Origin of the sequence: Pseudomonas sp. MIACH, from assembly GCF_001269925.1 — a bacterium.
Classification (GTDB): Bacteria; Pseudomonadota; Gammaproteobacteria; order Pseudomonadales; family Pseudomonadaceae; genus Aquipseudomonas.
Genome location: NZ_LHVO01000061.1, coordinates 71,282 through 85,289 on the forward strand (window position 1 = coordinate 71,282; position 14,008 = coordinate 85,289).

The window sequence follows — 14,008 nt, forward strand, 5'->3', positions numbered from 1 at the left end:
GTTGCGGGTACTGGTAATCAAGACCTCATCCCTGGGCGACGTCATCCACGCCTTGCCGGCACTGACCGACGCGGCCCGGGCGATCCCCGGCATTCGCTTTGACTGGGTGGTGGAAGAAGGCTTCGCCGAAATCCCCACCTGGCACCCGGCCGTCGACAAGGTAATCCCGGTGGCGATCCGCCGCTGGCGCAAGAACCTCTGGCAAACCGTCAAGAGCGGCGAGTGGCGGCGCTTCAAGCAGCAAGTCCAGTCGACCAAATACGACCTGGTGATCGATGCCCAGGGTCTGTTCAAAAGCGCCTGGCTGACCCGCTACGTGCGCGCTCCGGTGGCCGGATTCGACCAACACTCGGCCCGTGAGCCGATTGCCGCGCGCTTCTACTCGCGGCGCCTGGCCGTGGCCCGTGGGCAGCATGCGGTGGAGCGTTTACGCCAACTGTTCGCCGTGGCCCTCGGCTATGACTTACCCAAAGGCTTGGGCGACTACGGCCTGAGCACTGAAAAACTGCTCGGCCTGCCGCCGAAAAAGCCCTTCGTCCTGCTGCTGCACGGCACCACCTGGGACACCAAGCATTGGCCCGAAGCCTACTGGCGCGAGTTGGCCGAACGCATGGGCCGCCTGGGGGTGGACGTGAAGTTGCCTTGGGGCAACGCTGCCGAAAAGGCCCGGGCTGAACGCCTGGCCCAAGGCCTGAACAACGCCGAAGTGCTGCCCAAGCTGAACCTGGCCGGTGTGGCCCGTGTATTGGCCGGCGCCCGCGCCTGTGTGGCGGTGGACACGGGGCTGGGGCATTTGGCGGCAGCGCTGGATGTGCCGACCATTTCCCTGTTCGGCCCCACCAACCCCGGCCTGACCGGCGCGTACGGCAAGGGCCAGATTCACCTGGCCAGCGACTTTGCCTGTGCGCCGTGCCTGCAAAAACAATGTACCTATCAACCGACGGCCGACGACCAGCGTCGGTTCGACATCAAGCGCGAGTCGCCCCTGTGTTTCACGCGCCTGAACCCTGAGCGTGTGGCAACCCGGCTGAGCACGTTGTTATTGGCTGAGGAGCTGCACTGATGCAACTGGCTTTTGTTCTGTACAAATATTTCCCCTTCGGCGGCCTGCAGCGCGACTTCATGCGCATCGCCCTGGAGTGCCAGCAGCGCGGTCATCAGATTCGTGTCTACACGCTGATCTGGGAAGGTGACATTCCGCCCGGTTTCGAAGTGCTGGTGGCGCCGGTCAAGGCGTTCTTCAACCATCGGCGCAACGAGAAGCTCAGCGCCTGGATGGAGGCGGACCTGGCCAAGCGCCCGGTGGACCGCCTGATCGGCTTCAACAAGATGCCCGGCCTGGACGTGTACTACGCCGCCGACGGCTGCTTTGAAGACAAGGCACAAAACCTGCGCCATTCGCTGTACCGCAGTTTTGGCCGCTATCGCCACTTTGCCGAGTACGAGCGCGCGGTGTTTGCCAAGGACGCCAAGACCGAAGTCTTGATGATTTCCGAAGTGCAGCAGCCGCTGTTCATCAAGCATTACGACACGCCGCTGGAACGCTTCCACCTGCTGCCACCGGGCATTGCCCAGGACCGCCGCGCACCGCCGAATGCGGCCGAGATTCGTGAGGGTTTCCGCAAGGAATTCAACCTGGGCGATGACGACCTGCTGCTGGTGCAAATCGGCTCCGGCTTCAAGACCAAGGGCGTCGACCGCAGCCTGAAAGCGCTGGCCGCATTGCCGGCTGAGCTGAAAAAACGTACGCGGCTGTTTGTAATCGGCCAGGACGACCCCAAGGTATTCCAACTGCAAAGCGCCACCCTCGGGCTGGGCGATAACGTGCAGTTCCTCAAGGGGCGCAGCGATATCCCGCGTTTCCTGCTGGGCGCCGACCTGTTGATCCACCCGGCGTACAACGAAAACACCGGCACCGTGTTGCTCGAAGCCCTGGTGGCCGGGTTGCCGGTGCTGGTCTCGGCCGTGTGTGGTTATGCCCATTACATCGCCGAAGCCGACAGCGGCCTGGTGCTGGACGAGCCGTTTGAACAGGCTCAGTTGAACCAGTACCTGACGCAGATGTTGACCGATTCTGCACAGCGCGCGGCCTGGGGCCGCAATGGGTTGGCCTTCGCCGAGACGGCCGACCTCTACAGCATGCCGCAGCACGCTGCGGATGTGATTCTGGCGGAGCCAAAACGATGAAATTGATTCTTGCCGAACCGTTCAAGACGTTATGGGCCGGGCGTGATGCCTTTGCCGAAGTCGAGCAACTGCAAGGCCAGGTATTCCGTGAACTGGCGGCGCGACGCACGCTGCGCACCGAGGTGGATGGCCGCCCGTATTTCGTCAAAATCCACCGCGGCATCGGCTGGGCGGAAATCTTCAAGAACCTGATCACCGCCAAGCTGCCGGTGCTCGGCGCCGGCCTGGAATGGGATGCCATTCACCGCTTGCAGGAACTCGGTGTGCCGACCATGACCGGCGTGGCCTTCGGCGAAAAAGGCAGCAACCCGGCGGACCAGCACTCGTTCATCATCACCGAAGAGTTGGCGCCGACCATCAGCCTTGAAGACCTGAGCGTCAACTGGGTCGCCGAGCCGCCCGCGCCCGCGTTGCGCCATGCGCTCACGGCCGAGTTGGCGCGCATGGTTGGCGACATGCACCGTGGCGGCGTGAATCACCGCGACTGCTACCTGTGCCACTTCCTGCTGGACACGTCCAAACCGATCGACCCACGCAACATCAAGCTCTCGGTGATCGACCTGCACCGGGCGCAAATGCGTGCGCATCTGCCCCTGCGCTGGCGCGACAAGGACCTCTCCGCGCTGTACTACTCGGCGCTGGACATCGGCCTGACCCGTCGCGATACATTTCGCTTCCTCAAGGGCTACTTCCGCCAGCCGCTGCGCCAGATCCTGGGCGAGCAATCGGCGTCCCTGAGCCTGATGCAGCGCAAAGCCGACAAGCTGTATGCGCGCAAGCAACGTTACGGGGATGCGATCTGATGGCGGGTTGGAACCTGGAACCTGCCTACGCCGCCCTGGCGGATGATTTTGGAAGCCTCGAAGCGGTGTTTGCCCTGCAAGGCGAGCGGCTGACCCGCGATCCGTTGTCGGAGGTGATCCGGGTGGAGCGTGGCGGGGTCAACTATTACGTCAAGCGCTACACCGGCGCCGGCAAGGGCCTGCGGCGTTACCTGGGCAAGCCGCGGGTCAAGTCCGAATGGCAGAACCTCAAGCGTTTCGCCAAGTGGGGCATCCCCACTGCCGACGTGGTCGCCTGGGGCCTGGAGCGCAGCGGCCTGGCCTACGATCGTGGCGCGATGATCACCCGCGAGTTGCCGAGGACCGAAGACCTTTCGGTACTGGCTGAACGTAAAGATGCGCGCCTGCGCGATCCCAAGTGGGTCAGCGCGGTCAGCCGCCAGCTCGCCGAATACACACGCACCATGCACGATCATCGCTTTACCCATAACGACTTGAAGTGGCGCAACCTGCTGATCGACGACCAGGCCACCCTGTACCTGATCGATTGCCCCAACGGCGATTTCTGGCGCGGTTTCTGGCTCAAGTACCGCATTACCAAGGACCTGGCCTGCCTGGACAAGGTGGCCAAGTATCACTTGTCGGCCACCCAGCGCCTGCGCTTTTACATGCAGTACCGTGAGTGTCGACACCTGAGTGAGTCGGACAAACGGCGGATTCGCCACGTAGTGAAGTTTTTCGAGGGACGTGAATGAGTGATTTCCTGGCGGCTGAAGATCGCGCCCTGCTGGAGCGCCACGGCCTTGCGACCTTCGACGCCCTGTGGGCCAAGCAACTGGACGCGGTGGACGAGCCCAACACCAGCCGTGGCGGCTGGAGCAGCGTGTTTCGCCTGGAGCTCGACGGCCACGGTTATTACCTCAAGCGCCAGAGCAACTACCTTACGCGCAGCTTGCACCGGCCGTTGGGCGAGCCCAGTTTCTCCCGCGAGTTCCGCAACATCAGCCGTTACCGCAAGCTCGGGATCCCGGCGTTGCAGGCGGCGTTCTACGGCGAGCGCAAAGTCGCCGGTGAACACCGCGCGATGCTGCTGACCCGCGCGCTGGATGGCTGGAACGACCTGGATTCGTTGCTGGAACAATGGACGCAACTGAGCGACGCCCAGCACTCTGCGATCCTGTTGGCCTGCGGCCTGCTGGCGCGCCGGCTGCACAGCGTTGGCCAGGTGCATGGCTGCTTTTACCCCAAGCATATTTTCCTGCAGGCCACCGGTGACGGCTACGCCGCGCAGTTGATCGACCTGGAGAAAACCCGTCCGCTGCTGTTCGGCTGGCGGGACCGGGTCAAGGACCTGGAGCCGTTGTTGCGTCGTGCGCCGCAGTGGTCGGACGCACAGGTGCGTCAACTGCTGGCGGCTTACCTCGATCAGCCTGAAGACAGCGCACTGGTCGCCACCTGGCTGCAACGCCTGACAAAGCGGCGCAGCCATAAGGAGAACCGCTGATGCGTCTGTCCGAGTTGAAAAATGCCGGCCGCGCACCGCGCCTGCCCCTCACCATCGACCTGGCGGATGCCGCCGGCCCTGGCCAACTGCAACTGCTGAGCCTGTTGCGGGTGTTGCCGGGTGAGCGTTACGTGGGCGCGGCGGTATGGCGCGGGCGTCCGGTGCTGGCCAAATTATTGGTGGGTGGCAAGGCGGCGCGGCATTTCCAGCGTGAACTCAGCGGCGTACGCCTGCTGGCCGAGCAAGGCCTGACCACCCCGTTGTTGCTTGCCGATGGCTTGCAGGAAGGCGAGGGCGGCTGGCTGCTGTTCGAGTTTATCGAAGGTGCCGAGAGCCTGGCCGATGCCTGGCACGCCGTCGAAGCGCTGCCGCCCCTGGCCGACGAGCAAACCGCGGTGCTGGCCGAGGCGCTGGGCGCGATCGGGCAGATGCATACCAAGGGCCTGTGGCAGGAAGACCTGCACCTGGACAACCTGCTGCGCCAGGACGGCAAGCTGTACTTGATCGACGGTGCAGGCATTCGCGTGGAGGAGGCGGGCAAGCCACTGTCGCGTAACCGCGTGCTGGAAAACCTCGGGGTGTTTTTCGCCCAGTTGCCGAAAAATCTTGCGCCGTTTACCGAAGAATTACTGGTGTACTACCTGCTGAGCAACGGCGAGCACGCCTTGCCCCTCGAAGCCCTGGAAAAACAGGTGCGTAAGGTCAGTGCCTGGCGTTTGAAGGACTTGTTGAACAAGGTGGGCCGCGACTGCACGCTGTTCAGCGTGGTGCGTGGCGCGTTTGCCCTGCGCGCGATTCGTCGCGAGGAAGAACCCGCGATGCTGCCGGTGCTGGAACAGGCGGATGCGTTGCTCGACCAGGGCCACCTGTACAAGACTGGTGGTGCAGCCAGCGTGGCCAAGGTCGAAGTGGCCGGCCGTCCGCTGGTGATCAAACGCTACAACATCAAGGGCTTCGCCCACTGGCTCAAGCGCTTCTGGCGCCCGAGCCGCGCCTGGCATTCCTGGCGCGAAGGCAATCGCCTGGCCTTCCTCGGCATCGCCACGCCCAAGCCGCTGGCCGTCTTGGAAAAGCGTTTTTTCTGGCTGCGCAGCCGCGCGTACCTGGTCACCGAGTACCTGCCGGGCCCGGACATCATCGAGCGTTTCGCCCCCTATATCGAACACGGTGATGCGCCGGAAAACGAACTGCTGGCGCTGGACCATTTGTTCGCCGAGCTGATTCGCGAGCGCATCAGCCATGGCGATTTCAAGGGCCATAACCTGTTCTGGGATAAGGATCGCTGGTCGCTGATCGACCTCGACGCGATGTGCCAACACAGCTCTGCCGCCAGCTTCGCCCCGGCGTATGCCAGGGACCGTGCGCGGTTTATGCGGAACTGGCCTGAGACGAGTGCGTTGTATCAGATGATTGATCAGCGGCTGCCGAAAGGGGTTCAGACTGGTGGCCCTCTGTAGCAGAGCTTCGGGGCAATATGAATGTAGGTGGGCGACCTAGAAAGCACTTGAAACCCCAGGATTAAATATCCAATGGCAGATGAAAAACCAACCTCTGCGCAGTTTCTGCTTTTTGAAAGTGAAAGTGAGGCTGAGCGCGCTGCAGAAGTTGTAGCCGCGACGCCGCCAAAAGGGGAGTTCAGCGACTTCATCGTCTATGTGGACGAAAGTGGCGATCACGGGATGCAGACACTTGATGTCAACTACCCTATGTTTGTTTTAGCTTTCTGTGTTTTCCATAAGAGGCACTATTGCGAAAAGGTCATCCCCGCCCTTCAAAAGTTCAAGTTCAATCATATGGGGCATGACCTTGTTGGCTTGCATGAGCTGGAGATCCGTAAGGAAAAAGGGGCGTTCTCAAGTATGTTTGTCTCTCGCCAGCACAAGCATATTTTCCTGGAGGAGCTGACTGGCATCATTGAATCGAGCAATTTCGTCTTGATCAGTTGTGTGGTCGACAAAGCCACTCTGCGGGAGCAGCAAGGCCCAATACACAATCCCTACCATCTTGCTTTGGGCTTCTGTCTCGAAACCCTTCACGAATTTCTACATGAGAAAAATCAGCAAGGCGCGCTGACGCATGTGATTTTCGAGCGTCGAGGTCGTAAAGAGGATAACGAGCTTGAGTTGGAGTTTCGTCGGATGTGCGATGGAGCCAATCGTCTAGGTATCCGCTTGCCGTTTGATATCGTGTTTGCGACTAAGCAGGTCAACTCGACGGGGTTGCAGCTTGCGGATCTTGTTGCACGCCCCATCGGCATGAGCGTTTTACGACCGTGCCAGGAAAATCGTGCCTTTGACGTGCTCAAGCGCAAGTTTTATTGCAGTGGAGGGCGGAGCAAGGCCGGGGAGGGTTTTGAAAATTGGGGGCTGAAAATTTTCCCTGCTGCAGAAAGCGAAAAGCCCCGGTGAAACTCACCGAGGCTATAACGCCGACCGGGATCCCCCAGTCCATTTGTCGCAAATTCTATGCCCGCGATTTTAGAGTGTCAACGCGCAGCACCCGAGTAGCCGATGGTCGTGGTCGTTCCGAGCTTCCTGACGCGCTCAATAGTAAGAGCTGTTGCCTGAGCAACAGTTATCAGACAGTTGTTGACCCAGAACGACAGCCCGCCTTAACCCGAAAACGTTATCCCCTTGATTTGATGTGATAAAAATCCTGGCACGGGCTCTGCAATGCCTCCTGGTGAACCCTTTCACCGGTCGCAGCGGAGCCCTGTATGCCTTCCAGCCTTTCCTCGCTTTCCCGTTTGATCTGCCTTGGCGCCGTGCTGTTGCTGGGCCATGTCGTCAGTGTCCAGGCCGCCGAGGGCGATGAGGCCGTGCCGTCCCTGGCCGGCAAGCGCATTGCAGTGAGCATGACCGGCACCAGTCACTATTTTGATATCAAGGCGTTCCAGGCCCAGGTCGATGAGATCAAGCGCCTGGGCGGCACGCCGATCACCCTCGATGCCGGGCGTAATGACAAGAACTTGGTGACCCAGCTGCAAACCGTGGTCACCCAGAAACCCGACGCCGTGATCCAGACCCTGGGCACCCTCAGCGTGATCGATCCCTGGCTCAAGCGCATCAGCAAGGCTGGCATCCCGCTCTTCACCATCGATGCACCGTCCCAGTACAGCCTCAACAACACCACCTCCGACAACGTCGCCACCGGCAAGGCGTTGGCCGATCAATTGATCAAGGACGCTGGCGGCAAAGGCAAGATCCTGGTGTTCAACGGCTTCTACGGCGTGCCGGTGTGTGCCATCCGTTATGACCAGTTGAAGCTGGCACTCAAGGATTACCCGCAGCTGGAAATCATCCAGCCGGAGCTTCGCGACGTGATCCCCAACACCGTGCAGGATGCTTATTCCCAAGTGTCGGCGCTGCTCAACAAATACCCGGCGGGTAGCGTCTCGGCGATCTGGTCGGCGTGGGATATTCCGCAGTTGGGCGCGAGCAAGGCGCTGATCGATGCCAAGCGCACCGAGATCAAGACTTACGGCGTCGACGGTACGCCGGAAGTGCTGGCGCTGCTCGGCCAGGCGAATTCGCCGGTGGGGGCGGTCGTGGCGCAGCAACCGGCGTTGATCGGCAAGACCGCTGTGCAGAACGTGGCGCGCTACCTGGCCGGGCAACGTGACCTGCCCAAGGAAACCCATGTGGCCACCCTGCTGACCACTGCCGGCAACCTGGCGCAGGTTCAGCAACTGCGGGGTGACTGATGCCGGCATTGCACCTGCAACACCTGCATAAACGCTTTGGCGCCACCCTGGCGCTGGATGACGCAAGCCTTAAAGTCGAACGCGGCAGCATCCACGGCCTGGTCGGGGAGAACGGTGCGGGCAAGTCGACCTTGATCAAGATCCTGGCCGGTATCCACAAAGCGGACGCGGGGCAGGTGAGCATCGACGGCCAGTCGTACGGCGCTTTGTCACCGCGCCAGGTGGACGCGCTGGGTGTGCAGTTCATCCATCAGGAGCGTCTGTTGCCCGCCAGTTTTACCGTGGGCGAGGCGCTGTTTTTCGGGCATGAATTGCGGCGCGGGCCCTTTGTGGATCGACGCCGGCAGCAACGTGAAGCCGAGCGCTTGCTGGCGGAATATTTTGATCTGCGATTGCCCGCCGGCGCGCTGGTGAGTGAGCTGAGCAGTGCCGAGCGCCAGGTGCTGCAAATCACCCGTGCGTTGATTCGCCAGCCCAAGATCCTGGTGTTCGACGAACCCAGCGTGGCGTTGGTCAAGCGCGAGGTCGACCAGTTGCTGCGCATCGTCAAGCGCCTGCGCGACCAGGGTTTATCCATCTTGTACATCTCCCATTACCTGCAGGAAATCGACAGCCTCTGCGATGAAGTCACGGTGCTGCGCAATGGCCGGGACGTGGCGGTGGTGCAGCCCCGGCATACGTCCAGCGCCGAGATTGCGCGGCTGATGGTTAACCGCGAAGTGCAGGAGATGTACCCCAAGGCCAAGGTTGCACTGGGAGCGCCGCTGTTGCAGGTGCGCGGGTTGAGCCTGGCGCGGCGCTATCGGCAGATCGACCTGGACGTGCGGCGCGGAGAAATCGTCGGCCTGACCGGGCTGGTCGGCTCGGGAGCCAAGGAGTTGTTCAAGACACTTTTCGGTGTCGAGCGCGCCGACAGCGGCAGTGTGCATCTGGACGGGCGTTTACTGCGCCTGCGTTCGCCGGGCCAGGCGATTGCCGAGGGCCTTGCGCTGGTGCCGGAAGAGCGGCGCAGCCAGGGGATTTCGCCAGTGCTTTCGGTGCTGGAAAACCTGACGCTGGCGGGGCTCGGGCGCTTCAGTCGCTGGGGGTTGTTAAGCCGCCGCAAGGAGCAGGCGGAAAGCCTGCGGCTGATCGACGAATTGGCAATCAAGGCGCCGGGGCCCCAAGCGGCCGTCAGCCAGCTCAGTGGTGGCAACCAGCAGAAGGTCGCCCTGGGAAAATGGCTGAGCCGCCGCTCGGCGGTGTACCTGTTGGATGAGCCCTGCGTGGGGGTGGATGTGGGGGCCAAGGTGGAGATCTACCGCTTGATCGGGCGCTTGGTGGAAGAGGGCGCGGCGGTGCTGGTGTTGTCTTCGGATTTGCCGGAGTTGTTGGGGATCAGTGACCGAATCCTGGTGCTGCATCGGGGTGAGGTCGCCGGTGAGTTCCGCGCGGGGGAAGCGGACAGCGATCAGTTGCTGGCCTGTGCGACGGGGGCCGTGGTTGCGGCGGCTTTAAGCGCTCGAGAGGTGGAACATGCTTGAAGCGGCGGCGCCTGGGTTATCGCAACGGCTATGGGTGCTGGTGCTGCGCCGTGGTTCGGTGGGGGTGTTTGTGGCGATCCTGCTGGGGTTTGCCGTGGCTGCGCCGAACTTTCTGTCGGTGGGCAATCTGGCCAACGTGTTCAGCCAGTCGGCGATTCTCGGCGTGCTGGCCTTCGGGCTCACCTGCGTGATTATCGGCGGCGGTTCTAACGTGGTGGCTGGAGGACTGGACCTGTCGCTGGCGGCCAACCTGGGATTGTGCGCGGCGGTGTTCAGCCGCCTCAATAATACCGGCGTGGATCTCTGGTTGACCTTGCTGCTGACCCTGGGCTGCGGTTTGGCGGTCGGCTTGCTGAACGGGCTGGCCGTGGTGGTGCTGCGTTTGCCGCCGTTGCTGGCGACCCTGGCGAGCATGAATGTACTGGCCGGGCTGGAGTTGGTACTGACGGAAAACACGGTGGTCTCCACGGACTCGCCGTTACTGGACCTGCTCAGTGGTGGCACCTGGTTGGGCGTACCGGCCCTGGCCTGGGTGCTGCTGGTGATGGCGGGCGCGCTGACGCTGCTGATTCAGCACTCGGCCTATGGGCTACGTCTGCATGCGGTGGGCGAATACCCCCAGGCGGCTGAAGCGGCGGGCATTGGTGTGCCCGTCTACGTGTTGTCGAGCTATGTGCTGTCCGGTCTGTGCGCCGCCGTGGCAGCGCTGTGTTCGGCTGCGTTCTTCAGCGGCAGCACCACCGGCTCCGGCGACATGCTGCTGTCGGTGGTGGCGATCGCCTTTCTCGGCGTGGTGTTTTCCCGCCGGTTGGTGGCGAGCATTCCTGGGACGTTGCTGGCGGCGCTGTTGATTGGTTTTCTGATCAATGGCTTTCAACTGCTTAACCTCTCCAGCTTCTGGGTCAATGGTGTGCAGGGCGCGTTGATCTTGCTGGTCGTCGCGGCGTCCAGTGCATTGAACCGAGGGGCGACGGCATGAACGCACGGGCATTATTGCCGCTGACATTGCCACTGGTATTCACGTTGATTGTCGTGGTGTTTGCGCTGCAAGCGCCGGGCTTCCTCAGTGCAGGCAACCTGCAAAGCCTGGTGCTGAACAACTTCGTGTTGCTGGCGATTGTCGCTATCGGCATGACCTACGCGGTGGCGGCCGGTGGTATCGACCTGTCGGTGGGTACGGCGCTGGACTTCGCTAGTTTCAGCTTTGTGGTGCTGCTCAATGGCGGCCATGGCTGGGCGGTGGCGGCCACCGGCGCGCTGTCGGCGGCGCTGCTGGTGGGGCTGGTCAATGCCGGCCTGATTGCCGGGCTGCGGATCAGTCCGTTCCTGGCCACCCTGGGCACCTTGTTCATCGGCACCAGCGCCCAGCAACTGCTCTCGGACGGCGGCCAGCCGATCTATATCAGCCAAGGCTTGAAGCCTGAGCTCACGGGGCTGACACCGCTGCTGATCGTATTGGGGCTGGCGCTGTTCTACGGCCTGGCCTTGGCGCGCGGACGCCTGGGCCGCGAGTTGCTGGCCCAGGGCACCCAGCCGCTGCTGGCGTATTACTCGGGGTTGTCGGTGCGTCGCATCGTCACCGTCGTGGCCCTGGCTACCGCCCTGGCCTGTGGGGTGGCGGGCGTGTTGCTCAGCGCCACAGTCAGCGCCTATGTGCCGCTGTCGGGTAACGCGTTTTTGCTCAATGCGATTGGCGCGGTGTTTATCGGCACCACCTTGAGTCGACAGGGCCGGGCAAATATTCCCGGGACCCTGCTGGGCGTGTTGTTTATCAACGTGATCGCCAACGGGCTGCTGCTGATCGGCTGGAATTTCTACTGGCAGCAGGTGGCGACTGGAGTGCTGATCTTTATCGTGCTGAGCTTCAGTTTTGCCAGCCGGCGGATGCTGGAGCGCGTCTAGTGTTTCACCCCGAAAGCTGGACTCCATCCGATGCTTGGGGGCAAGCCCATTCGCCACAGGGGGGCCGGTTTGCTGCGCGACAGCGCTACGTCGAAGAGGTAGCGGGGCCTTCCACATTTAATGTGTGGTGCGTTCAGAATTGATACTCGGCACCCGCCCCGGCATACCAGGAGCGCCCGGGTGCCGCTTCGTAGTAGCGGCCATTGCCGTCGCCGACGATCACCGACCCGACGTAATGGCGATCCAGCAGATTATCCAGGCGCAGGGTCTGGTGGAAGGTCCAATGTTCGACCTTCTGCTCAAAACGTGCGCGCCAGTTGAACACGCTGTAGCCCGGTGCGGCGTGTTGGCTGTTGGTGTCTTCGACGTAGACCTTGCTGCGGTACATGCCTTCGATGGCGGTGCTGACCCAGTCCCGGGGTTTCCAGTTCAGCTCGGCGAACAGCGTAGTTTGCGGCACGCCGGGGAGATAGTTGCCTTTGTCGACGGGTTTTGCGCCGCCGACGAAGTCGCTGTCGTAGGTGGCTTGCAGGCGCGTGTAGGCGAGGTTGGTGCTCCACTGTTCGCTGAGTTGGCTTTCGATGCCCAGTTCGAAGCCCCGGCGCAGGGTGCGGCCGGCGTTTTGGTAGCTGGTGCGGCCGTCGAGTGACTGGTCGACCACCAGTTCATTCTCGGTGGTGATCTGGAACACAGCGGCGTTGATCCGGGTGTCGTTCACCTGGGCCTTCAAGCCCACTTCGTATTGGGTGCTTTCGGACGGTTTCAGGCCGAAATTGAAGCCCTCGACAGTGCCTGGCGCGTAGGCCAATTCAGCCTGGGTCGGGGTTTCGAAGCCTTTGCCTGCGCTGACGTAGCCGTGCAACTCGGGCGTGAATGCATACATCACGCTCATCGATGGGGTGTTTTTCTGATAGGTCTTGCTGCCGCTGGCGTCGCCGTTGCTCAGGAATTGATCATCGACATCCATCTGCATGGTGCTGTGACGTACGCCCGCTTGCAGGGTCCAGCGGTCGAGGGCCCAGTTGGCCTGGATGTAGGGGTCAAGGCTGCGCGCCGTGTCGATTTCATCGCGGCGTAGCTGGCCTTTTACGGCAAGGGTATTGCCGCTGTAGTTCTGATAGCCATGGCGGCTGTCTTCGCTCTGGTCGAAATCCAGCCCGGTGATGATCATCAAGTCGCCCGGTGCGCTTTCGACGGGCTGCATCCAGCGTACGCTGCCGCCGTAGAACTTGCGGTCAAATTGCACCACGCCACCGCCACGTTCGTTGGCGGGTGTGCCTTTGGGTATCGACAGATACTGAATCACACTCCGCCGCCCGGTATACCCGTTCACCTGCAGCGTCGCATCGCCGAAATATCGCTCATAATTCAGACCCAATTGCTGGTGATCGATACTTTTGCGCGTGTTGTACGTCAGCGCATTGCTGCTCACCGAACGCGGGTCGGCCTTGTACGCCGCCCAGGTCTGACCTAATGGATCCTGGGTGCCGTTCTGCTCCAGGCTGCTGTAGATCAGCGCCAGCTTGCTGTCGTCATCCGGTTGGAAGTTGAGCTTGGCGAAGGTCTGGTCGCGACGGGCGCTGCTGTGGTCGCGGTAGCCGTTGGTGTCCATGCGCGAGGCATCCAGTACGAAGCCTGCGCCATTGGCCGCGCCTTCGGCGCTCAGGTGGTTCTTGTTCAGGCCGTCGCTGCCCACCAGGGTCTCGGCGCCGATGCGCGGCGGGCCTTCGCCATCGCGGGAAAACATCTGGATCACGCCGCCGGCATTGCTGCCATACAGGGTGGCGGCCGGGCCGCGCAGGACTTCGATGCGTTCGGCGGTGTCGAGGTTGAAGGTGGCGGCCTGGCCCTGGCCATCCGGGGTGCTGGCGGGGATGCCGTCGGCGATCAGCTTGATGCCACGCACACCGAACGCCGAGCGGGCGCCGAAGCCGCGAGAGGAAATCTGCAGGTCCTGAGCATAGTTCTGGCGGTTCTGCACCACCAGGCCGGGTACGCGGGACAGGGCTTCGGAGGCGTTGATGCCCAATTGGCCGTCGCTGATCTGCGCGCGGCTGATGCCGTCCACCGAGTACGGCAGGTCGAATGTCGGGCTGGCGCTGCGCGAGCCGGTGACGACGCTGGGGTCGAGGGTCAGCGGCGAATTGTCGCCCAGTGCGGGGCTGCACAGGCCGAGCATGCCGGCGATCAGACTGAGTTGAGCGGGGACAGCGATCTTCATCAGGTAACCAGGTCAGGTGTGGCAAACGCCGGAGTCTAGCGATTCTGCCAGTGTTTAACGAATCCTCCGGCTGCCACTTTAGAACCCGCCGACCGCACTTCGGACCCATTCCCCTTGCCTGCGCCCATCACCTTGGCGCTCGCCGCTAACAGCTTCCCACTGCTTTTAAGCTATAATCCCGCCCTT

At 62.2% G+C, this 14,008-nt stretch carries 12 protein-coding genes; 11 read left to right on the plus strand and 1 reads right to left on the minus strand.

Going from position 1 to position 14,008, the window contains the following annotated elements:
- The first annotated feature begins 1 nt into the window (after position 1).
- The 11 genes from waaC (at position 2) to AD670_RS26400 (ending at position 11,601) form a co-directional block, all read left to right on the plus strand.
- A complete protein-coding gene (gene waaC / locus AD670_RS26350; RefSeq protein WP_053139262.1) occupies positions 2 to 1,063 on the plus strand; it encodes a lipopolysaccharide heptosyltransferase I in 1,062 nt (353 codons plus the stop codon).
- Positions 1,063 to 2,187, plus strand: a complete 1,125-nt coding sequence (locus tag AD670_RS26355; protein WP_053139263.1) for a glycosyltransferase family 4 protein — start codon at positions 1,063 to 1,065, stop codon at positions 2,185 to 2,187. The genes waaC and AD670_RS26355 overlap by 1 nt, the downstream gene beginning before the upstream one ends.
- Positions 2,184 to 2,990, plus strand: a complete 807-nt coding sequence (rfaP, locus tag AD670_RS26360; protein WP_053139265.1) for a lipopolysaccharide core heptose(I) kinase RfaP — start codon at positions 2,184 to 2,186, stop codon at positions 2,988 to 2,990. The genes AD670_RS26355 and rfaP overlap by 4 nt, the downstream gene beginning before the upstream one ends.
- Positions 2,990 to 3,724 carry a lipopolysaccharide kinase InaA family protein gene (locus AD670_RS26365; RefSeq protein WP_053139267.1) on the plus strand — a complete coding sequence of 245 codons (735 nt, stop codon included), beginning with the start codon at positions 2,990 to 2,992 and terminating at the stop codon, positions 3,722 to 3,724. Before rfaP ends, AD670_RS26365 begins: the two co-directional genes overlap by 1 nt.
- Positions 3,721 to 4,473 carry a lipopolysaccharide kinase InaA family protein gene (locus tag AD670_RS26370; protein ID WP_053139269.1) on the plus strand — a complete coding sequence of 251 codons (753 nt, stop codon included), beginning with the start codon at positions 3,721 to 3,723 and terminating at the stop codon, positions 4,471 to 4,473. The genes AD670_RS26365 and AD670_RS26370 overlap by 4 nt, the downstream gene beginning before the upstream one ends.
- Entirely contained in the window at positions 4,473 to 5,930 is a 1,458-nt protein-coding gene (locus AD670_RS26375) for a lipopolysaccharide kinase InaA family protein (RefSeq protein ID WP_053139271.1), read from the plus strand. The genes AD670_RS26370 and AD670_RS26375 overlap by 1 nt, the downstream gene beginning before the upstream one ends.
- A 72-nt stretch (positions 5,931 to 6,002) precedes the next feature.
- Positions 6,003 to 6,881: a DUF3800 domain-containing protein gene (locus AD670_RS26380; protein WP_053139273.1), complete on the plus strand. Its 879-nt coding sequence runs from the start codon at positions 6,003 to 6,005 to the stop codon at positions 6,879 to 6,881.
- Positions 6,882 to 7,189: 308 nt separating this feature from the next.
- Entirely contained in the window at positions 7,190 to 8,176 is a 987-nt protein-coding gene (locus tag AD670_RS26385; RefSeq protein WP_053139276.1) for a sugar ABC transporter substrate-binding protein, read from the plus strand.
- The gene (locus AD670_RS26390; protein WP_053139278.1) at positions 8,176 to 9,699 is read left to right on the plus strand and encodes a sugar ABC transporter ATP-binding protein; all 1,524 of its coding nucleotides are present in this window, start codon (positions 8,176 to 8,178) and stop codon (positions 9,697 to 9,699) included. Before AD670_RS26385 ends, AD670_RS26390 begins: the two co-directional genes overlap by 1 nt.
- Entirely contained in the window at positions 9,692 to 10,678 is a 987-nt protein-coding gene (locus tag AD670_RS26395; protein ID WP_053139280.1) for an ABC transporter permease, read from the plus strand. The genes AD670_RS26390 and AD670_RS26395 overlap by 8 nt, the downstream gene beginning before the upstream one ends.
- Positions 10,675 to 11,601, plus strand: a complete 927-nt coding sequence (locus AD670_RS26400) for an ABC transporter permease (protein ID WP_053139282.1) — start codon at positions 10,675 to 10,677, stop codon at positions 11,599 to 11,601. The genes AD670_RS26395 and AD670_RS26400 overlap by 4 nt, the downstream gene beginning before the upstream one ends.
- A gap of 133 nt (positions 11,602 to 11,734) precedes the next feature.
- On the opposite strand, the gene AD670_RS26405 is transcribed toward AD670_RS26400, so the two are convergent.
- A complete protein-coding gene (locus AD670_RS26405; RefSeq protein WP_053139285.1) occupies positions 11,735 to 13,822 on the minus strand; it encodes a TonB-dependent receptor in 2,088 nt (695 codons plus the stop codon).
- Positions 13,823 to 14,008: the final 186 nt, after the last annotated feature.

Bases quoted from the DNA above. Each gene is read 5' to 3' on its own strand.
- AD670_RS26390 (WP_053139278.1), top strand. From the start codon at position 8,176: ATGCCGGCATTGCACCTGCAACACCTGCATAAACGCTTTGGCGCCACC.
- AD670_RS26405 (WP_053139285.1), bottom strand. From the start codon at position 13,822: ATGAAGATCGCTGTCCCCGCTCAACTCAGTCTGATCGCCGGCATGCTC.
- AD670_RS26375 (WP_053139271.1), top strand. From the start codon at position 4,473: ATGCGTCTGTCCGAGTTGAAAAATGCCGGCCGCGCACCGCGCCTGCCC.
- AD670_RS26355 (WP_053139263.1), top strand. From the start codon at position 1,063: ATGCAACTGGCTTTTGTTCTGTACAAATATTTCCCCTTCGGCGGCCTG.
- AD670_RS26385 (WP_053139276.1), top strand. From the start codon at position 7,190: ATGCCTTCCAGCCTTTCCTCGCTTTCCCGTTTGATCTGCCTTGGCGCC.
- AD670_RS26365 (WP_053139267.1), top strand. From the start codon at position 2,990: ATGGCGGGTTGGAACCTGGAACCTGCCTACGCCGCCCTGGCGGATGAT.
- AD670_RS26380 (WP_053139273.1), top strand. From the start codon at position 6,003: ATGGCAGATGAAAAACCAACCTCTGCGCAGTTTCTGCTTTTTGAAAGT.
- AD670_RS26395 (WP_053139280.1), top strand. From the start codon at position 9,692: ATGCTTGAAGCGGCGGCGCCTGGGTTATCGCAACGGCTATGGGTGCTG.
- AD670_RS26370 (WP_053139269.1), top strand. From the start codon at position 3,721: ATGAGTGATTTCCTGGCGGCTGAAGATCGCGCCCTGCTGGAGCGCCAC.
- rfaP (WP_053139265.1), top strand. From the start codon at position 2,184: ATGAAATTGATTCTTGCCGAACCGTTCAAGACGTTATGGGCCGGGCGT.
- AD670_RS26400 (WP_053139282.1), top strand. From the start codon at position 10,675: ATGAACGCACGGGCATTATTGCCGCTGACATTGCCACTGGTATTCACG.